At 60.5% G+C, this 20,120-nt stretch carries 3 protein-coding genes; all 3 read left to right on the top strand.

All coding sequences use genetic code 11. From position 1 onward, the window contains the following. Positions 1-269: 269 nt before the first annotated feature. From HBO09_RS24650 to HBO09_RS24640, 3 genes are read left to right on the top strand one after another with little or no spacing between them, the layout of a single operon-like run. A complete protein-coding gene (locus HBO09_RS24650; RefSeq protein ID WP_169997526.1) occupies positions 270-8,147 on the top strand; it encodes a non-ribosomal peptide synthetase in 7,878 nt (2,625 codons plus the stop codon). Next, a complete protein-coding gene (locus tag HBO09_RS24645) occupies positions 8,148-11,480 on the top strand; it encodes a non-ribosomal peptide synthetase (protein WP_169997528.1) in 3,333 nt (1,110 codons plus the stop codon). Then, positions 11,480-20,056 carry a non-ribosomal peptide synthetase gene (locus HBO09_RS24640; protein ID WP_169997530.1) on the top strand — a complete coding sequence of 2,859 codons (8,577 nt, stop codon included), beginning with the start codon at positions 11,480-11,482 and terminating at the stop codon, positions 20,054-20,056. The genes HBO09_RS24645 and HBO09_RS24640 overlap by 1 nt, the downstream gene beginning before the upstream one ends. The last annotated feature ends 64 nt before the right edge of the window (positions 20,057-20,120 follow it).

Here is a 20,120-nt window from a genome sequence, read left to right as displayed (position 1 = left end):
GTCTTCGAAGCAGCCCCAAAAAACTCACTGAGTTCTGCCAGGTAAACCGAGGAGGCTGGTTTTGGGGCTGCTACGCAGCCCAGCGCGGGGCAAGCCCGCTCGCCACAAACAAGCTCCAGCCACCACAGACAAGTTCCCATCACCACAGACAAGCTCCCGCCACCACAGACCAGCGCCCTAGCCACAGGCCATTGCGCCTAAATCTCATCGATCGAACTTCGTCTTCCTGACACAGCTTATTTCCTCTGCCGACGGCGACGAGATCGATCATGACCCCATTGAACCAACTTCCCGACGACGACCTGCTGGCCCTGTTGCTGGCCGATGAAGCAGGCGTCGGGCAGTCCATCCAGAGCCTCGCCGGGCATGACCCGGTACCGCTGTCGTTCGCCCAGCAGCGCCTGTGGTTCCTGCAACAATTCGATCCCCAGAGCCATGCCTACAACCTGCCACGGGCCATTGCCCTCAAGGGCCCGGTGGACGCACGCGCCCTGGAAGCGGCCCTGAACCGGGTGATCGATCGCCACGACATCCTGCGCACCGCCTTTCGCGATACCGACGGCACGCCCCTGCAAGTCATCGAACCTGGAGCGCGGCTGACCCTGCTGGAAGAGGACTTGAGCCCCCTGGATAGCCAGCAGCGCGACCTGCAACTGCAACAGCGCATCCGCCAGCACGCCACCCACCCCTTCGACCTGCGCCAGGCGCCGCTGATTCGCAGCACCCTGCTCAAACAGGCCGAGCAGGACTACGTGCTGTTGCTCAACATGCATCACATCGTCTCGGACGCGTGGTCCAATCCGATCCTGATCCAGGACCTGGCCAGCGCCCTGCGCGAACCGGGCCAGACCCTGCCGCGGCCGGCCATCCAGTACGCCGACTACGCCCAGTGGCAGCGCCAAGACTATCCGCTGACGCCGCAACACAGCGCAGCCGCCGAGTATTGGAAAGCCTGCCTGGGCGACGAGATCCCCACCCTGGAGCTGCCCCGCGAGCGCCTGGAAAATCAGGCGGGCGCCGGCCATCATGGGCACGCGCTGCCCGCCGACTTGAGCGAGCGCCTGCAGACCTTTTGCCAGCAACAGGGCCTGACGCCTTTCGTAGTGCTCCTGGGGGCCTGGCAGTTGCTGCTGGGGCGCTACAGCGGCCAGGTCGACTTCACCGTCGGCGTGCCCAACGCCACCCGCAACCAGGCGCAGATCCAGGACCTGGTGGGCTTTTTTGTCAGCAGCCAGGTGTATCGCGCACGACTGGCGCCCGAACAAACCTGCAGCGCGTTCCTCCAGGGCCTGCGCCAACAATCCCTCGCGGCCCTGGAACATGCCGACTACCCCATTGAGCTGATCCTCGAAGACCTGCACCTGCAACGCAGCCCCCAGGCCAACCCGCTGTTCCAGACCCTGTTCAACTGGCGTGTCGGCGCCGCGCAGGAAGCGGCCTTGCAGCTGGGTCCACTGCAGCTGAGTTTTATGGACAGCCACCCGCTACAGGCCAAGTTCGACCTGTCGCTGGATGTGGAATACAGCCAGCAGCAGATCACTGCGCATTTTGAATACGACGCCAGTTGCTTCAGCCCGGCGACCATCGCCACTCTGGCCGGGCACTTCCAGAACCTGTTGCAGGCCATGGTCGAGCAGCCCCAGGCACGGATCGGCGAACTGCCGATGCTCAGCGCCGAGGAACGTAGGCAGCAGTTGACGCAGTGGAATGCCACGGCGGTCCATTACCCCAACGCCGCACCGGTGCATGTCTTGTTCGCGGACCAAGCCGAACGCCTACCCCATGCCGTTGCCGTGGAGTTCGGCGAGCAGCAACTGACCCTGGAGCAGCTCAATCGCCGCGCCAACCAACTGGCCCATAAGCTGCTGGAACTAGGCGTCGGCCCCAATACCTGCGTGGGCATTGGCCTGGAACGCAGCCTGGAAATGGTGATCGCCCTGCTGGCCGTGCTCAAGGCCGGTGGCGCCTATGTCCCGCTGGACCCGGCCTACCCCGCCGACCGCCTGGCCTACATGATCAATGACAGCGGCATCGGCCTGCTGCTGACCCAAAGCAGCCTGGCGCTGCCCGTCCCAGACCGCCTGGCGTCCCTGAACCTGGACCAGGACAGCGACTGGCTGGAAGGCTATGACAGCGCCAACCCACAGGTCACCGTCAGCGCCGATCACCTGGCGTACATGATCTACACCTCCGGCTCCACCGGGCAGCCCAAGGGCGTGCAAGTGCGCCATGGCGCCTTGAGCAACCATATGCTGTGGATGCAGGGCGAATTGGGCCTGAGCGCTGCGGACCGAGTCTTGCAAAAAACCGCGTTCAGCTTCGACGCCTCGGTGTGGGAATTCTGGCTGCCATTGCTCAACGGTGCGCAGCTGGTCCTGGCGTCCAGCGAGCTGTCCGCAGACCTGTCGATGCTCTGGTCGCAAGTGGCCGCCCAGCGCATCAGCGTGTTGCAAATGGCCCCTTCGCTACTGCAAGCCTTGCTCGCCGATGAACAGGGCGCGCAGATGCAATCCCTGCGCTTGCTGCTGCTCGGCGGCGAAGCCCTGGGTACCTCGCTGGTCGCCCAATTGCGCGAACGCTGGAACGGCCGCCTGTGCAACCTCTACGGCCCAACCGAAGCGACCATCGACACGACGTTGTTTGATGTCGACAGCCTGCCAGAGGGCGCCATCGCCCCTATCGGCCGCCCCATCGCCAACGTGCGCACCTACCTGCTCGACCACGATCTGCAGCTGTGCCCGGTGGGCACCCACGCCGAGCTGCTGATCGGCGGCGACTCCCTGGCGCAGGGCTACCACCAACGCCCGGGACTGACCGCCGAACGCTTTATTCCCGACCCGTTTGCCGGCAATGGCGCGCGTCTGTATCGCAGCGGCGACCTGACCCGCTACAGCGCCGATGGGGTCATCGAGTACATCGGGCGCATCGACCACCAAATCAAAATCCGCGGTTTGCGCATCGAACTGGGGGAAATTGAAGCGCAACTGCTGCAACACCAGGCTGTGCGCGAAGCCGTCGTCATCGCCCACCCGACCCCGAGCGGCGCGCAGTTGGTGGGCTATGTGGTACCGACAGAACCCGCAACCGAGATCACCCACCAGGACGCCTTGCGCGAAACCCTCAAGGCCCACCTTGGCGAACACCTGCCGGACTACATGGTCCCCGGCCACCTGCTGATCCTCGCGCAACTGCCCCTGACCCCCAACGGTAAACTCGACCGCAAGGCCCTGCCCGCCCCCGATGCCAGCCATGCCCTGCACGCCTACGTAGCCCCGCAAAACGAAGTGCAACAGCGCATCGCGAGCATCTGGCAAGACGTGCTCAAACTGGACAAGATCGGCCTGAACGACAACTTCTTCGAACTGGGCGGCGACTCGATCATCTCCATCCAGGTCGTCAGCCGCGCACGCCAGGCCGGCATCCACTTCACCCCCAAGGACCTGTTCCAGCACCAGACCATCCAGGGCCTGGCCAGCGTGGCGAAAAACCAGGGCCAGGGCCTGGCGATCGACCAGGGCCCGGTCACGGGTCTGGCACCGCTGCTACCGATCCAACACCTGTTCTTCGACACCGACATCCCCGAGCGTCACCACTGGAACCAATCAGTGCTGCTCAAACCCGCCACAACCCTGGACCCGCACCTACTGGAACAGACCCTCAACGCCCTGATCCAGCACCACGACGCATTGCGCCTGCGCTTCACCCAGGCCGACTCTGGCTGGAACGCTGAATACCGCCCGCAGACTGCGTCGGTGCTGTGGCAAACCCGCATCGACGACGCCACACAGTTGCAATCTTTGGGCGACGAAGCCCAACGCAGTCTCAACCTGCAAGACGGGCCGCTGCTAAGGGCAGTGCTGGTCAACCTGGGCGACGGTAGCCAGCGCCTGCTGCTGGCTATCCATCACCTGGTAGTGGATGGCGTGTCGTGGCGGATTCTGTTTGATGATTTGCAGACGGTGTACCGGCAGGTGCAGGCGGGTCAGGCGATTGAATTGCCAGAGAAGACCAGTGCCTACAAGACCTGGGGTGAGGCGTTGCGGGGGTATGGGCACAGGGTTGAGTTGCAACAGGAACTGGCGTACTGGGAGCAACAACTAGAGGACGCCAGCCCCAACCTGCCGCAAGCAAACCCCACAGGCAGCCAGCGGCAAAGCCAGGCGAGGACTGTCGATATCCAACTCAGCAAAAGCCTGACCCAACAACTTCTGCAAGTCGCGCCTGCGGCCTATCGCACACAAATCAATGATTTGCTGCTGACTGCCCTCACCCGTGCGGTCAGCCAATGGACCGCGTGCGACAACGTCTTGATCCAACTGGAAAGCCATGGCCGCGAAACCCTGTTCGATGATATCGACCTGACTCGCACCGTCGGCTGGTTCACCAGTCTGTACCCGGTCAAGTTGAGCGCCCGTCAGGATTTGGGCGAAGCCATCAAACAGGTCAAGGAGCAACTACGGGCCATCCCTGACAAAGGCATTGGATTTGGCGTTCTACGCTATCTGGGTGACGCTCAGACTCGGGAACGCCTCAGCGCATTGCCCGTGCCGCGCATTACCTTTAACTACCTGGGCCAATTCGACGGTAGTTTCGACAGTGCCGAAGGCGCGCTGTTTGTCCCTACGGGCGAGGAGCGTGGTGCCGAAAAAAGCAGCGAGACGCCTTTGGGTAACTGGCTGACCATCAATAGCCAGGTCTATGACAACCAACTGAGCATGGGCTGGACCTTCAGCCACGAAGTCTTCCCGGTCGAGGCTATCGAGAACCTCGCCAACAGTTGCCTGCACGCGCTCGAGCAGTTGATCGCCTACTGCTGCGACACCCATCATCAGGGTGCAACCCCCTCCGACTTCCCATTGGCCGGGCTGAGCCAGGCACAACTGGACACGCTGAGCATCCCGGTCCAGCAGATCGAAGACATCTACCCGTTGTCGCCCATGCAAGAAGGCTTGCTGGTGCACACGTTGCTGGAAAAAAACTCCGGCATTTACTTCATGCAAGAGTGCTACACCATCAAGGAAACGCTGGACTATCCACGCTTCGAGGCGGCCTGGCAGCAAGTGGTGCAGCGCTATGAAGCGATTCGGGCGTCATTCCTGTGGAATACCGGCGGCACGCTGCTGCAAGTCATCCACAAAAACAGCAGCGTGCAGGTCGAACGGCTGGACTTGAGCCATGTGCCAATGGACCGGGTGCAAGCGCAAATCGAACACCTACTCAAGGTAGAACGGGAAGCCGGCTTCGATCTCGCCTTGCAGCCGCCGATCCGCTTCAAGCTGATCCTGCTGGCCGACCGGTCCCACCGGTTTGTCATGAGTAACCACCATATCCTGCTGGATGCCTGGTGCCGCTCGTTGCTGATGTCGGACTTCTTCGAGATCTACCACGCCATGTTGGCAGGCAAACCCTGCGAGCTAGCCACGCCTTACCGCTTCCGCGACTTTATCCAGTGGTTGCAGCAACAGGATCGCACTGCCGCCACGACGTTCTGGCAAGACCAACTGGCGGGCCTGGAGCACACCACATCACTGCCGGTAGATCATCTGCAAGTGGCTGCGCACTCGGTGTCGGTGATTGGCGACAATTACACCTGGCTCAGCCAGGAAGACAGTACCGCGCTGCAAGAAGCCGCCACGCGCTACCACCTCACCCTCAACACCTTCGTCCAGGCGGCATGGGCCTTGACCCTGCATAACCACAGTCGCTCGCGAGACGTGGTATTTGGCGTCACCGTCTCCGGACGCCCAGCGCATATTCCCGAGATGCAAAATACGGTGGGACTGTTTATCAACAGCGTACCGTTGCGGGTCGCTATCCCCACCCCGGACAGTCAACTCAGCACCCTTGCCTGGCTGCAAAGCATCCTGCACAAGAACGTGTCGCTGCGTGAATATGACTACCTGCCTCTGGTCAACATTCAGGAGTGCAGCGAGATTCTCAAAGGCCAGCCGCTTTTCAACAGCCTGTTCGTCTACGAAAACGCGCCGATGGAGGACTCCGTCGGCCAGGATGCTCAGGACATGGGGGTGATCTCCGAGTCCTCGAGGACCCACACCAACTACCCGGTGACCGTGGTGGTGTACCCGAGCGACAAGGTTGGCCTGCATCTGTCCTACGACACGCGCTTCTTTGAACGCTCGACCATGGACAGCCTGCTGGAGGAGTTCAAGCAATGGTTGGTCGCCCTGCGTCATCACCTGCACCAGCCGTTGGCCCAGATCACGCTGCTTGATCCGGCACGCCAGGGCGACTGGGTACTTGAACACAACCAATCGCAGGTTCCCCACGACCTGCAGCGCTCGTTCGTCGAACAGTTCGAGCAACAGGTCGATGCCGGCCCACAACGTGTGGCAGCCGTGTGCCACGACCGCAGTTGGACCTACGAGCAACTTGACCACCACGCCAACAGCCTCGGCCACCGCTTGATCGAGCGTGGCGTGGGCCTGGATCAGACCGTGGCGCTGCTGGCCGATCGCGACCTGGAACTGTTGGCCATGATTGTCGGGACCTTCAAGGCCGGTGCCGGCTACCTGCCGCTGGATCCTAGCCACCCAGGCGAACGGCTCAAGAACATCCTGCGTTTGAGCAAGACACCGCTGCTGGTCTGCACGGCCAAGTACCGTGGACAGGCGCAAACGCTGCTTGCCGAGCTGGCCGCCAGCACTCCCGGTCACACCGTAGGCCTGCTGGTCTGGGAAGATCTGCCACCCGAACACGCCAACCAGCAACGCCCTGGGCGCTACAGCGGCCCGAACAACCTTGCCTATGTGATTTTCACCTCGGGCTCTACCGGGCAACCCAAAGGGGTCATGGTGGAACAGGCCGGCATGCTCAATAACCAACTGAGCAAAGTGCCTTACTTGCAATTGACAGAGCAGGACATCATTGCGCAGACGGCGTCCCAGTCGTTCGATATTTCTGTCTGGCAGTTCCTCACCGCGCTGCTGTGCGGCGCCAGGGTGTGTATTTTTGCCGATGATATTTCGAAGGATCCCCAGGCTCTGCTCAAGCACGTTGAAGAACAACGCATCACCGTGCTGGAAATTGTCCCGGCGCTGATCCAGGCGCTACTGAGCGAGCAACACAGCGACCTTCCCGACCTGCGCTGGCTGCTGCCGACGGGCGAAGCGCTACCGGCAGAAACCGCCGCCGACTGGCTGGCACGTTACCCGCAGATCAAGCTGATCAACGCCTACGGCCCGGCCGAGTGTTCTGACGATGTGGCGTTCTACGACATTGACCCGGCCTCGACTCAACGCACCTACATCCCGATCGGTTACCCAACCGACAACAATCGCCTGTATGTGCTGGACGACGACCTGGCGCCAATCCCCACTGGCGCCACAGGTGAAATCTGTATCGCCGGCGTCGGCGTCGGGCGCGGTTACTGTGGCGACCCGGTGCGCACCGCTACCAGCTTTGTGCCCAACCCGTTTGCCCTGGTACCGGGCGAGCGTCTGTACAAGAGCGGGGACTTGGCCCGCCGGCGCAAGGAGGACGCCGCCCTGGAGTACCTGGGACGTGTCGACCAGCAAGTGAAAATCCATGGTTTCCGCATCGAACTAGGGGAAATCGAGGCGCAAATCGCGCTGTTCCCTGGGGTTCGAGAAGCGGCAGTACTGGTCGGCGAGAACCCTCTGGGCAAGCAGTTGATTGCCTACCTGACCCTGGAAGAAGGCCACGATCACTCGGGTATCGATGCCCTGCGGGCGTTCCTCAAGGCGCGCCTGCCGGCCTACATGATTCCCGCCCAGGTGCACCTGTTGGAGCAAATGCCGCGCAACCCCAACGGCAAGCTCGACCGCAAGGCCCTGGCTGCAGTAGACGTGCAAAGCGCAGCCCAGGAACACCGCGAACCCCAAAGCGGTTTGCAAAGCGACATTGCCGCTATCTGGCGCGCCGTGCTGAAGACCCAGCGCATTGGCCTGGATGACAACTTCTTTGCCCTTGGCGGCAACTCGTTGCTGGCCACACAAGTGACCTCCCGCGTGCATTTGAACCTGGGGATCGAGGTGCCACTGGCGGCGATTTTCGAAAGTGCCTCGCTGGAAGACTACGCACGCCGCATCGAGCCCGCTGGCGAACAAACCCCTGATGACTCATTGAATGATCTGTTTGATCTGCTCGATGTGCTGGAGACCCAATAAATGCAAGCCAATGCCCTGAACGACTTGATTGATCGTTTTATCAAGTTGCCAGTTACCCAGCGCAGAACCCTTTATGAGCAAATGAGCGCCAAGGGTATGAGCTTGTCGCGCTTGCCGATACCACAAACCCGACATGCGTTCGCGCACATACCCTTGTCATTTGCCCAGGAGCGTCAGTGGTTTCTGTGGTTGCTGGACCCGGCCAGCGCCGCCTATAACCTGCCGACGGCGTTACGCCTGCGCGGGCCGCTGGATATCGATGCGCTACAACGCAGTTTCGATACGCTGATCGAGCGGCACCAGAGCCTGCGCACCCGGTTTGTCGAAGAGCCACAAGGCGTGATGCAGGTGATCGAGCCCCGCAGTGGCCTGATCCTCGAGGTCACGAGCGAAAATGACGCCACTGATGGCTTCATCAAGGACTTCGTCGAGCACCATAGCCGTCAACCGTTCGACTTGCGCAACGATCAGTTGCTGCGGGTGAAATTGCTGCGCATGGCCGACGACGATCATGTGCTACTGCTGGTCCAACACCATATCGTCTCGGATGACTGGTCGATGCACATGATGGTCCAGGAGTTGGTGCAGCTATACGGTGCCTATTCCCAGGGTCTGTCCGTCGAGCTGGAAGCACTGCCGATTCAATACACCGACTACTCGATCTGGCAGCGCCGCTGGATGGAGGCAGGGGAAAGTGAACGCCAGCTGGCTTACTGGAAGGGCCAACTGGGCGGCGAACAACCGGTCCTGGAGTTACCCACTGATCGTTCGCGACCTGCCGTGCAAAGCTACCGTGGGGCGAACATCACGGTCACGGTTCCCCCGGCGCTGGCACAAAAACTCAAGCAGCTTGCCCAGCAGAGCAATGTGACGCTGTTCATGCTGCTGCTCACCTCGTTCCAGGCACTTTTGCACCATTACAGCCGCCAGGCCGACATTCGTGTCGGCGTGCCCGTGGCCAATCGTAACCGGGTAGAAACCGAGCGTCTGCTGGGCTTTTTTGTTAACACCCAAGTGCTCAGAGCGCGCTTCGATGAACCGCTGTCCTTCAGCGAACTGTTGGCGCAGGTCAAGCAAACCGCGCTAGAGGCCCAAGCCCACCAGGACCTGCCTTTCGAGCAACTGGTCGAAGCCCTGCAGCCGGAACGCAACCTGAGCCTCAACCCGTTGTTCCAGGTGATGTTCAACCACCTCAGCGAACACCAGAACGCGGCTGCCGATCGACCCTCATCGCCTTCGGTCTTACAGGTCGAGAGCCTGAGCAGGGAGCACCATACTGCGCAATTCGACCTGACCCTCAATACCTTTGAATCAGCACAGGGGCTGTCTGCAACGCTGAACTACGCCACCGACCTGTTTGACGCCAGCACTATTGACCGCCTTGGGAAACATTGGCTGAACCTGCTGGAGCGCTGTATTGCAGCGCCGCAGCAGCCAATCGACAGCCTATCTTTACTCAGCGAGGCGGAGCAGCAGGGTCTATTGGGCTGGAACCATACCGCTCAGGCCTATCCCCTTGAGCGTTGTATTCACCATTGGATCGAACAGCAAGTCGAGCGTGCTCCCGACGCGATAGCGCTGATTTTCGGCGAGCAGCGACTGACCTATACCCAGCTCAACCAGCAGGCCAACGCGTTGGCACATCGCCTGATCGACCATGGCGTAGGTCCGGACGGACTGGTGGGCATTGCGCTCGACCGCAGCCTGGAAATGGTCGTTGGCCTGCTGGCCATCCTCAAGGCTGGCGGCGCCTATGTGCCACTGGATCCTGAATATCCAAGCGACCGCCTGGCCTACATGATGCAGGACAGCAACATTACCTTGTTGCTCAGCCAGCGGGCCGTACTTGATACCCTGCCAGTCCCTGCAAACGTTCGCACACTGTGCCTGGATGAACCGGCTCCGGACACGTATGCCAGCAACAATCCCGAGGTTTGCCTTGACCCGCAAAACCTGGCCTATGTGATCTACACCTCCGGCTCGACAGGCAAGCCCAAAGGTGCAGCCAACCGGCATTGCGCACTGGTCAACCGTCTGTGCTGGATGCAACAGGCGTATGGCCTCACGACGCAAGATACGGTGCTGCAAAAAACCCCATTCAGCTTTGACGTGTCAGTCTGGGAGTTTTTCTGGCCGCTGATGACCGGCGCTCGCTTGGCGATTGCCAAACCTGGCGACCATCGTGACCCGGCCCGACTGGTCGAGTTGATCAATCAACACCATGTCACCACCGTGCACTTCGTGCCGTCGATGCTTCAAGTGTTCCTGGCAGATACACAGGTGTCCCGATGCAGCGGGTTGCAACGTATCGTGTGCAGCGGCGAGGCATTGTCAGTCGATGCCCAGCGGCAGGTGTTCGCCAAACTGCCGAACGCGAGGCTGTATAACCTCTACGGCCCAACCGAAGCGGCCATCGACGTGACCCATTGGACCTGTCGTGAAGAGGCTCGCAGCAGCGTACCGATCGGCCAACCCATCGCCAACCTCAGCACGTGGGTTCTCAACGCAGAGCTGGCGCTTGTGCCGCCTGGAGTGATCGGCGAGCTGTACCTCGGTGGCGAAGGTCTTGCCCGGGGTTACCACCAACGACCGACGCTGACTGCCGAACGCTTTGTAGCAAGCCCCTATGCCAAAGGCGAACGCCTTTACCGTACCGGCGACCTGGCGCGCCAGCGTCCTGATGGGGTTATCGAGTACGTCGGGCGTATCGACCATCAAGTGAAAATTCGCGGTTTGCGCATCGAACTGGGTGAAATCGAGGCACAGTTGCTGGCGCAAAACGAAGTGCATGAAGCGGCCGTGCTGGCTGTTGATACCGCCACCGGCTTGCAGTTGGTCGGCTACATCGTTCCCACTTCGGACAGCGACGTCACGGCCCTGCGAGACATCCTCAAGACTCGTCTCAAGGCGCATCTACCGGACTATATGGTGCCCGCGCATTGGCTTTTTCTCGATCAATTGCCGTTGAGTCCGAACGGAAAACTGGAGCGCAAGGCGCTGCCAAAACCTGACGCTAGCCAGGTACAAAAAATCTATGTCGCACCCAATAGCCCTTTGCAACAGCAAATAGCAGCGATCTGGCAGGACGTACTGAAAATCGAGCCCATTGGTCTTGAAGATCACTTCTTTGAACTGGGTGGACATTCGCTGCTGGTCGTAAGTGTGGTCTCGCGCCTGCAACTGGAGCTGGGCATGCAGTTGACGCCACAGTTGATGTTCCAACACCCGACCCTGGGCGCGTTTTGCGCCCAGCTTGAGCAGCAGGCCGGACCTGTCAGCGCGCAGAAGCTGGACAAGCTCGAAGCCCTGCTCGATGAAATGGAGGAGTTCTGATGGATAAGGCTGTCGCCGCCCGCATTGCCCGGAGGTTCATCACTCTGCCCCTGGAAAAGCGCAAGCTGTACCTGGAAAAAATGTTGGAGGAAGGCGTTTCTCCCGCCAACCTACCGATCCCCGAAGTGCAATCGGCCTTCGAATCAATCCCCCTGTCTTTCGCTCAGGAACGCCAGTGGGTGCTCTGGCAACTGGACCCCGACAGCGCTGCCTATAACATTCCCACAGCCCTGCGCCTCAAGGGCCCGCTCGACGTTGCTGTATTGGAACAAAGCTTCAATGCCTTGATCGCCCGCCACCAGACGCTGCGTACTACATTTGCCTCTGGCGAAGAGCGCCCCCTGCAGGTTATTCATCTGCACATGCCGCTGCAGATTCAACAAAGCACCGTCAAGGCATTCGACGCAACAACGATCAAGGCGTTTATCCAGGCCCAGGCTTACCAACCATTTGACTTGCTGGAAGGCCCGCTGCTGCGTGTCGCGTTGCGGCAATTGGGCGACGACGATCATGTGCTGGTGCTGACCCAGCACCATATCGTCTCCGATGACTGGTCGATGCAGGTGATGGTCAAAGAGTTGATCGCTCTGTACTGCGCCTTCCAGCAGGGTCTGCCAAGCGCTTTACCTGAGCTGGCAATCCAGTATGCCGACTACGCCATCTGGCAGCGGCACTGGATGGAAGCTGGGGAAAGTGAGCGCCAACTGAACTATTGGAAAGACCAATTGGGCGGCGACCAACCGGTCCTGGAGTTGCCCTCCGATCATCCAAGACCTGCGGTGCAGAGCTTCCGGGGCGCGAACATCAAGGTCACGCTTCCAGCAGCGCTGGAGCAGAAGCTCAAGCAGCTTGCCCAGCAACACAGCGTGACCTTGTTCATGCTGTTGCTCGCTTCGTTCCAGGCTCTGCTGCACCGCTACAGTCGCCAGACAGACATTCGTGTGGGTGTGCCTGTAGCCAACCGCAATCGGGTTGAAACCGAGCGTTTACTAGGCTTCTTCGTCAACACTCAAGTGCTCAGGGCGCGGTTCGATGAACCGCTGTCCTTCAGCGACCTGCTGGCCCAGGTCAAGCAAACCGCACTGGATGCCCAGGCCCATCAGGACTTGCCCTTCGAGCAACTGGTCGAGGCCCTGCAACCTGAGCGCAACCTGAGCGTCAACCCGCTGTTCCAAGTGATGTACAACCACCTCAGTGAGCATCAGGACACTGCAGCCACTCAAGGATTTTCGCCGTCCTCGTTGCACATCGAAGGTATGACATGGGGCAGTCGCACCGCGCAATTTGACCTGACCCTCAATACCTTCGAATCGACGCTAGGGCTTTCGGCAACCCTGAACTATGCCAGCGACCTGTTTGAGGCGAACACCATTGAACGCCTCGGGCAGCATTGGCTGAACCTGCTCGAACGCTGCATCGCCACGCCACACTTGCCTATTGCAAGCCTGTCGTTACTTAGCGGGGCTGAACAGCAACAGATCTTGCGCGATTGGAATAACACCACCTCCCCCTACCCGCGTGAGCGTTGCACTCACCAGTGGATCGAACAACAAGTGGAGCGTAGCCCCGAGGACGTGGCCCTGATCCATGGCCTTGCAACCCTGAGCTACCGCGAACTGGACGCCCGAGCCAACCAACTGGCCCACAAGTTGATCGAACTCGGCGTCGGCCCCGAAGTTCGGGTTGGCGTGGCCATGCAACGTTCCGAGGCGCTGATCGTAGCCTTGCTCGGCGTGTTCAAGGCCGGTGGCGCCTACGTACCGCTGGATCCCGAGTACCCTGCCGATCGCATAGCCTACATGCTGGAAGACAGCCGGGCTCAGGTCCTATTGACCGAAGCCAGGCTACTCGCCGACCTGCCCGACACAGGCGCGCAAGTGTTGCTGATGGATCAACTGCCTGACTACCCGCAGACCGCTCCCATCACCCAGGTCACCCCAGACAACCTGGCCTACGTGATCTACACCTCCGGCTCCACAGGTAAACCCAAGGGCGTGGCGATTGCTCATCGCAATGTGCTGGCGCTGATCCATTGGTCGCAGCAAGTTTATAGCCGCGAGGATATCCAGGGCGTACTGGCCTCCACGTCGGTGTGCTTCGACCTGTCGGTCTGGGAAATCTTTGTCACCCTGGCCAATGGCGGCTCAATCGTCCTTGCCCGCAATGCCTTGGAACTGCCGCAGTTGCCGGCCCGGGAACAGGTCCGCCTGATAAATACCGTGCCATCGGCGATCAATGCCCTGCAGCGAGCCGGACAAATCCCTGACAGCGTGCGCATCATCAACCTGGCCGGCGAGCCGCTGAAGCAGTCGCTGGTGGACAGCCTCTACCAACAAGCCACGATCAAGCACGTCTTCGATCTTTACGGTCCGTCCGAAGACACCACCTACTCCACCTGGACTCGCCGCGAGGCCGGCGGCCAGGCCAACATTGGCCGGCCATTGCACAACACCCAAAGCTATCTGCTCGATGCCGACCTGCAACCGGTGCCTACCGGGGTGGCTGCCGAACTGCACTTGGCCGGTGCAGGGATTAGCCGAGGCTATCTCGGGCGCGCGGCCATGACGGCGGAGAAGTATGTACCCAACCCGTTTTCCACTACGGGTGAGCGGTTGTACCGCACTGGTGACCTGACCCGTTATGGCGACGATGGCGTCATAGCGTACGTCGGGCGCATTGACCACCAAGTAAAGATCCGTGGATTTCGTATCGAGTTGGGCGAAATCGAAGCTCGCCTATTGGCCCAAGAAAGCATTCGCGAAGCCGTGGTGCTGGCCCTGACCGTCAGCGACAACCTGCAATTGGTCGCTTATGCCACCACCCAAGCCCCACTTGGCGATGAGCCTGCGCAAGCGCAACTGCGTGACACCCTCAAACGCCAACTCAAGGAAAGCCTGCCTGAGTACATGGTGCCCAGCCACTGGGTGTTCCTGGCCAACCTGCCTCTTACCCCCAACGGCAAACTCGACCGCAAGGCTCTTCCCGCACCAGATATCAGCCAAGCGCTGCACACTTACGTGGCGCCGCAAAACGATCTGCAACAGCGCATCGCCGGTATTTGGCAGGACGTGCTCAAGCTGGAAAAAATCGGCCTGAACGACAATTTCTTCGAGCTGGGCGGCGATTCGATCATCTCCATCCAGGTGGTCAGTCGCGCGCGGCAGGCCGGCATCCACTTCACCCCCAAGGACCTGTTCCAGCACCAGACCATCCAGGGCCTGGCCAGCGTGGCGAAAACCCAAGGACAGCGTATCGCCATCGATCAGGGGCCAGTCAAAGGCTTGGCACCACTGCTGCCGATCCAGCAACTGTTCTTCGACACTGACATCCCCAACCGTCACCATTGGAACCAGTCAGTCCTGCTCAAACCCGCCACGGTCCTGGACCCGCAGTTGCTGGAACAGGCCTTAGACGCCCTGATCCAGCACCACGACGCCCTACGCCTGCGCTTCACCCAGGGTGAACATGGCTGGCACGCCGAATACCGCCGCACCAGTGCCTCGGTGCTATGGCAAACCCGGATTGACGACGCCACGCAATTGCAATCTTTGGGCGATCAAGCCCAATGCAGCCTTAACCTGCAAGAAGGGCCGTTGCTGCGCGCGGTATTGGTAAGCCTGAAGGACGGTAGCCAGCGCCTGTTGCTGGCGATCCATCACCTGGTGGTCGACGGCGTGTCCTGGCGCATCCTGTTCGAAGACCTGCAAAGCACCTACAGACAACTGCAAACGGGCCAGGCTATCGCTTTACCGGAGAAGACCAGTGCCTACAAAACCTGGGGCGAGAAGTTGCAGGCCTACGGTCGGCATGCCGCCCTGCAACAGGAACTGACCTATTGGGAACAGCAACTGGACGCCACCAGCCACGATCTGCCCCAGGCGGACCCTGAAGGCAGCCAGCGGCACAGCCAGGCGACGACCGTCAATGTCCAACTGAGCAAAGCCTTGACCCAACAGTTGCTGCAAGTGGCACCCGCTGCATACCGCACGCAGATTAACGACCTGCTACTGACCGCTCTGACCCGTGCTGTCAGCCAATGGACCACCCGTGACGACGTACTGATCCAACTGGAAAGCCACGGCCGCGAAGCCCTGTTCGATGACATTGACCTGACCCGCACGGTGGGCTGGTTCACCAGCCTGTACCCGATCAAGTTGACCGCACACCCCGACCTTGGCGACGCCATCAAACAGGTCAAGGAACAACTGCGGGCGATTCCCGACAAAGGCATTGGCTTCGGTGTTTTACGCTACCTGGGCGACACTCAGGCTCAGGCACGCCTGGGCGCATTACCGATGCCGCGTATTACCTTCAACTACCTGGGCCAGTTCGATGGCAGTTTCGACAATACCCAAGGTGCGCTGTTTTCCCCATCGGGCGAAGCACAGGGTGCTGAAAGGGACAATCAAGCCCCGCTGGATAACTGGCTGACCGTGAACAGCCAGGTCTACAACAATCAGCTAAGCATGGGCTGGATCTTCAGCCACGACGTGTTCCCTGTCGAGGTTATCCAGACCCTCGCCAACAGTTGCCTTCAAGCGCTGGAGCAACTGATTGAGTACTGCTGCGAAAGCAGTCATCAAGGCGCCACACCATCTGACTTTCCGTTGGCCAGGTTGAGCCAGGCGCAACTGGATACGCTGAACATCCCGGTCCGGCAGATCGAGGATATCTATCCACTCTCGCCGATGCAGCAAGGCATGATGTTCCACACCCTTGAAGCGTCAGAGGCTGCGGCTTACATCAATCAGACGGCAGTACCGGTCAGTGGCCTGGATATCGCGCGTTTTGCCGCCGCCTGGAATGCAGTTATCGAGCGCCATGAGATCCTGCGCACCGGCTTCTGGGCCGCCAGCCATCTGAATGAGCCGCTGCAACTGGTGTTCAAGACCGCCGTCCTGCCCCTGCGGATTCTTGACTGGCAGAAGCGGGAAGTGTCCGCGCAAGACCTGCAAGAACAGGTCGACGCCGACAGTCGTGAAGGCTTCGACTTGCTCACTGCACCCCTGATGCGTCTGACGCTGGTCAAACTGGCGGCCGAAAAGCTCTACCTGATTTGGACCAACCACCACATTCTGCTCGACGGCTGGAGCAGCTCACGCCTGCTCGCGGAAGTGTTCGAGGTCTACAACGGCAAGTCCCAGGTCCCCAAACGCGGTAAGTACCGCGACTACATTGCATGGCTCCAAGCCCAACCGCAGGCGTCGCTGGAAGCCTTCTGGAAGCACAAGCTGCAAGGACTGAATGGCCCTACCGTGCTTGCCAATAGTCTGTCTGCGCGTCCTGACCAAGACAACGAGGGTCATCAGGCGATCTACCTCGACTGGGACGCGCAACAAACCCTGCGCTTGAAAGATCAGGCGCAGCGCCTGCGCGTAACGCCCAACACCCTGATCCAGGCGGCCTGGCTACTGTTGCTACAACGTTATACCGGGCAAGACAGCGTGTGCTTTGGCAGCACCGTTGCAGGCCGGCCACCAGGTCTTGCGGCCGCGGACGAGATACTGGGGTTGTTTATCAACACCTTGCCGATCACCCAGACCCCGCAGCCACAGCAGACGGTGGCCGAATGGCTGCTCGAACTGCAAACCTACAACCTGGAAGTACGCGATCACGAACACGCAGCACTGGCCGATGTGCAACGCTGGTCCGGCCAAGGTGGCCAGGCGCTGTTCGACAGCATCATCGTGTTCGAAAACTACCCGGTGGACGAGCGCCTGCAAGAAGCCGAGCAAGATCAGCTCAGATTCGGTGAAACCCAGAGCCAGGACGTCACCACCTTCGCCATGGACCTGGCGGTCAACCTTGGCAATCGCCTGACCGTCGAGTTCATGTACCTGCGCAACCGCTTCACCGCCGAGGCCGTCGAGCAAATACGCCGTAGCTTTGAAACCCTGCTGCTGGCCATGCTGGGCGACCCGACGGCGTCCCTGGGCAGCCTGTCTACGCTGAGTGCAGAAGAGCAGCGGACGTTGCAGCAACGCAATCAACTGACGACCGAAACCCATGACCAACAACTGCTGGCACAACAGATCCGCCAGCATGCCGACAGCAATCCCCATGCCGTGGCCGTGGTCTGCGAACACAACCGGCTAACTTACGGTCAACTTGAGCAACGCGCCAATCGTCTGGCCCATCACCTGATCGCTCAGGGGGTGGGAGCGGAGAGCTTTGTTGGCGTTGCTCTGGAGCGCTCGGTGGACGTAGCTGTAGCCTTCTACGCCGTGATGAAGACCGGCGGCGCTTACGTCCCGCTGGACATCGACTACCCAGAAGACCGGGTGAAGTGGATTGTCGAAGACTCGGCCATGGAGGTACTGCTGACCCAAAGCCCGCTGCGCGAACGCTTCGAGCAGCCTTGGGCGCCCACGCTGATCCAGATCGATACCCTGTCACTGGCAACGCAGTCCGATAGTTGCCCGGCACCGCTGATCGATGCCGACAACCTCGCCTACCTGATCTACACCTCCGGCTCTACCGGCAAACCCAAGGGCGTGGCGGTCAGTCACGGTCAGATCCGTATGCACTGCCAGGCTATCGGTCAACGCTATGAAATGGATAGCGCCACCCGTGAGCTGTTGTTCATGTCATTTGCCTTCGACGGGGCCCAGGAGCGCTGGCTTAGTACCTTGGCCCACGGCGGCCAGCTGGTCGTGCGGGAAAACCGACTGTGGACGCCCGAGGAAACCTGGCACGCCTTGCATGCCCACCAGATCAGCATCGCCTGCTTCCCACCGGCCTATCTGCAACAACTGGCAGAGTACGCCCGTGATTGCGGCAAGGCGCCGCCAGCGGTGCGTATTTACTGCTTTGGCGGGGATGCGGTGGCCGAGGCGAACTTTGAGCTGGTCAAGCACGCGCTCAAACCTGCCTATTTGACCAATGGCTATGGCCCTACCGAAACCGTGGTGACGCCGTTGCTGTGGAAAGTCGCCGTCAATGAGGTCTGCGCAGCGGTGTATGCACCGATTGGGACACGAGTTGGTGAGCGCTCACTCTATGTCCTCGACGAACACCTCAATCCTTTGCCCGAGGGGGTAGCCGGTGAGTTGTACATCGGTGGAGAGGGCGTGGCCCGTGGTTATCACCGGCGTCCTGGGCTTACGGCCGAAAGGTTTGTGCTCGATCCATTCTCCGCCAACGGCTCGCGCCTGTACCGCACGGGCGATCTGGTACGCCAACGGCCAGATGGCGTGATTGATTACCTGGGACGCCTGGATAACCAGGTGAAGATTCGCGGTTTCCGCATCGAACTTGGCGAAATTGAATCCAGGTTGCGAGATATTCCGGGGGTCCAGGATGCGGTGGTAATCGCTCGTGAGGCCGGCGTCAGCAAACAACTGATCGGCTATGTCGTCACCCCAACTGATGATGCGCCAGGAGAGCGCTTGCGCGCCCTGCTCCAGGCTGACTTGCCGGACTATATGGTGCCCGCGCAGATCATCCGCCTGGCAGCATTGCCGCTTAACCCCAACGGCAAGATCGACCGCAAGGCCCTACCCGATCCTGACTTCAAGGGCCGCGAATTCGTGGCCCCGCGCAATACCGTGGAGCGAGCCTTGGCGACCATCTGGCAGCAAGTGCTGGAGTTGGAAACCGTGGGCGTGACCGATAATTTCTTCGAGCTGGGCGGCGATTCGCTGCGCATCCTCAAAGTACTATCCAAAGTGCGCAGCCAGCCTGAGCTGGGGCTTGAACTGAAGCTACGGGACATGATCGGCAAGCCAACCATTGCAGAACTGTCAGGCTTCGCCCCGGCCACCGACCTGGATCCTTTGTTGCTGCTCAATAGCCGCATGCCCCACGCCCAACCGCTATTTTGCCTGCATGCCGGCTTTGGCACAGTGTTCGACTATGACACCCTCGCCCGCCGCCTGGAGGGCAAGCGCAGCGTCTATGGCCTGCAATGCCGGATGCTGCTCGACCGTGATTGGCAGGATGAGTCTCTGGCGTCCATGGCTATCGACTATGCCCAATACATCCGCCAGAAGCAGGCCTTGGGGCCTTATCAACTGGTTGGCTGGTCGCTGGGGGGGACCCTCGCGGTACTGGTGACTCAGGAACTGGAAAAGCAGGGCCAGGAAGTAGAGTTTCTGGGACTGGTCGACAGCTTTATCCCGTCCGCCGCCCCTGCGGCTACCGACCTGGATTGGGGCGATGACTTGCGTGGCTTCCTCGCGGTGATCTTCGGACAAGCCACCGAGCGACTACCTGAAATAGAACTGCCCACCGACAGCCCCCAAGCGGTGTTGGAGCAACTGATCGCGGATATCCGTCAACACGTCGCCGGCACGTCAGCGTTCAGCGATATCAGTGTCGAGGAGCTAGCCCATACGTTCATGGTCGCGATGAAGCTCAAGGTCCTGTCCCTGGAGCTGAAAACGCTGCCGCAGACACGAGCGTCTGCCTGTTGCTGGTGGGCCTGCGACGCCAATTCACCGGACTTCGCCAACCCGCTGGCAGGCAGCGTGCTGGACGAGCGAATCGTCGCCGGACATTACCAGATGCTTAACAACAACCAGTTGCTGCACAGCCTGCTTCAGCAATTGACGCAACGTGAAGCGGTGACCGGTTAAACCTACTACCGCCCCGAACCTGTCGTCCGGGGCGTCTTTTTGTTTGGCACTACCTGATAAGGAA

It is taken from the genome of Pseudomonas sp. WS 5027, assembly GCF_012985695.1.
GTDB classification, from domain to species: Bacteria; Pseudomonadota; Gammaproteobacteria; order Pseudomonadales; family Pseudomonadaceae; genus Aquipseudomonas; species Aquipseudomonas hygromyciniae.
This window is presented reverse-complemented; position numbering and strand designations above follow the sequence as displayed.

Excerpts from the sequence above, each read along its gene's own strand:
- HBO09_RS24650 (WP_169997526.1), top strand. The coding sequence starts at position 270 with ATGACCCCATTGAACCAACTTCCCGACGACGACCTGCTGGCCCTGTTG.
- HBO09_RS24645 (WP_169997528.1), top strand. The coding sequence starts at position 8,148 with ATGCAAGCCAATGCCCTGAACGACTTGATTGATCGTTTTATCAAGTTG.
- HBO09_RS24640 (WP_169997530.1), top strand. The coding sequence starts at position 11,480 with ATGGATAAGGCTGTCGCCGCCCGCATTGCCCGGAGGTTCATCACTCTG.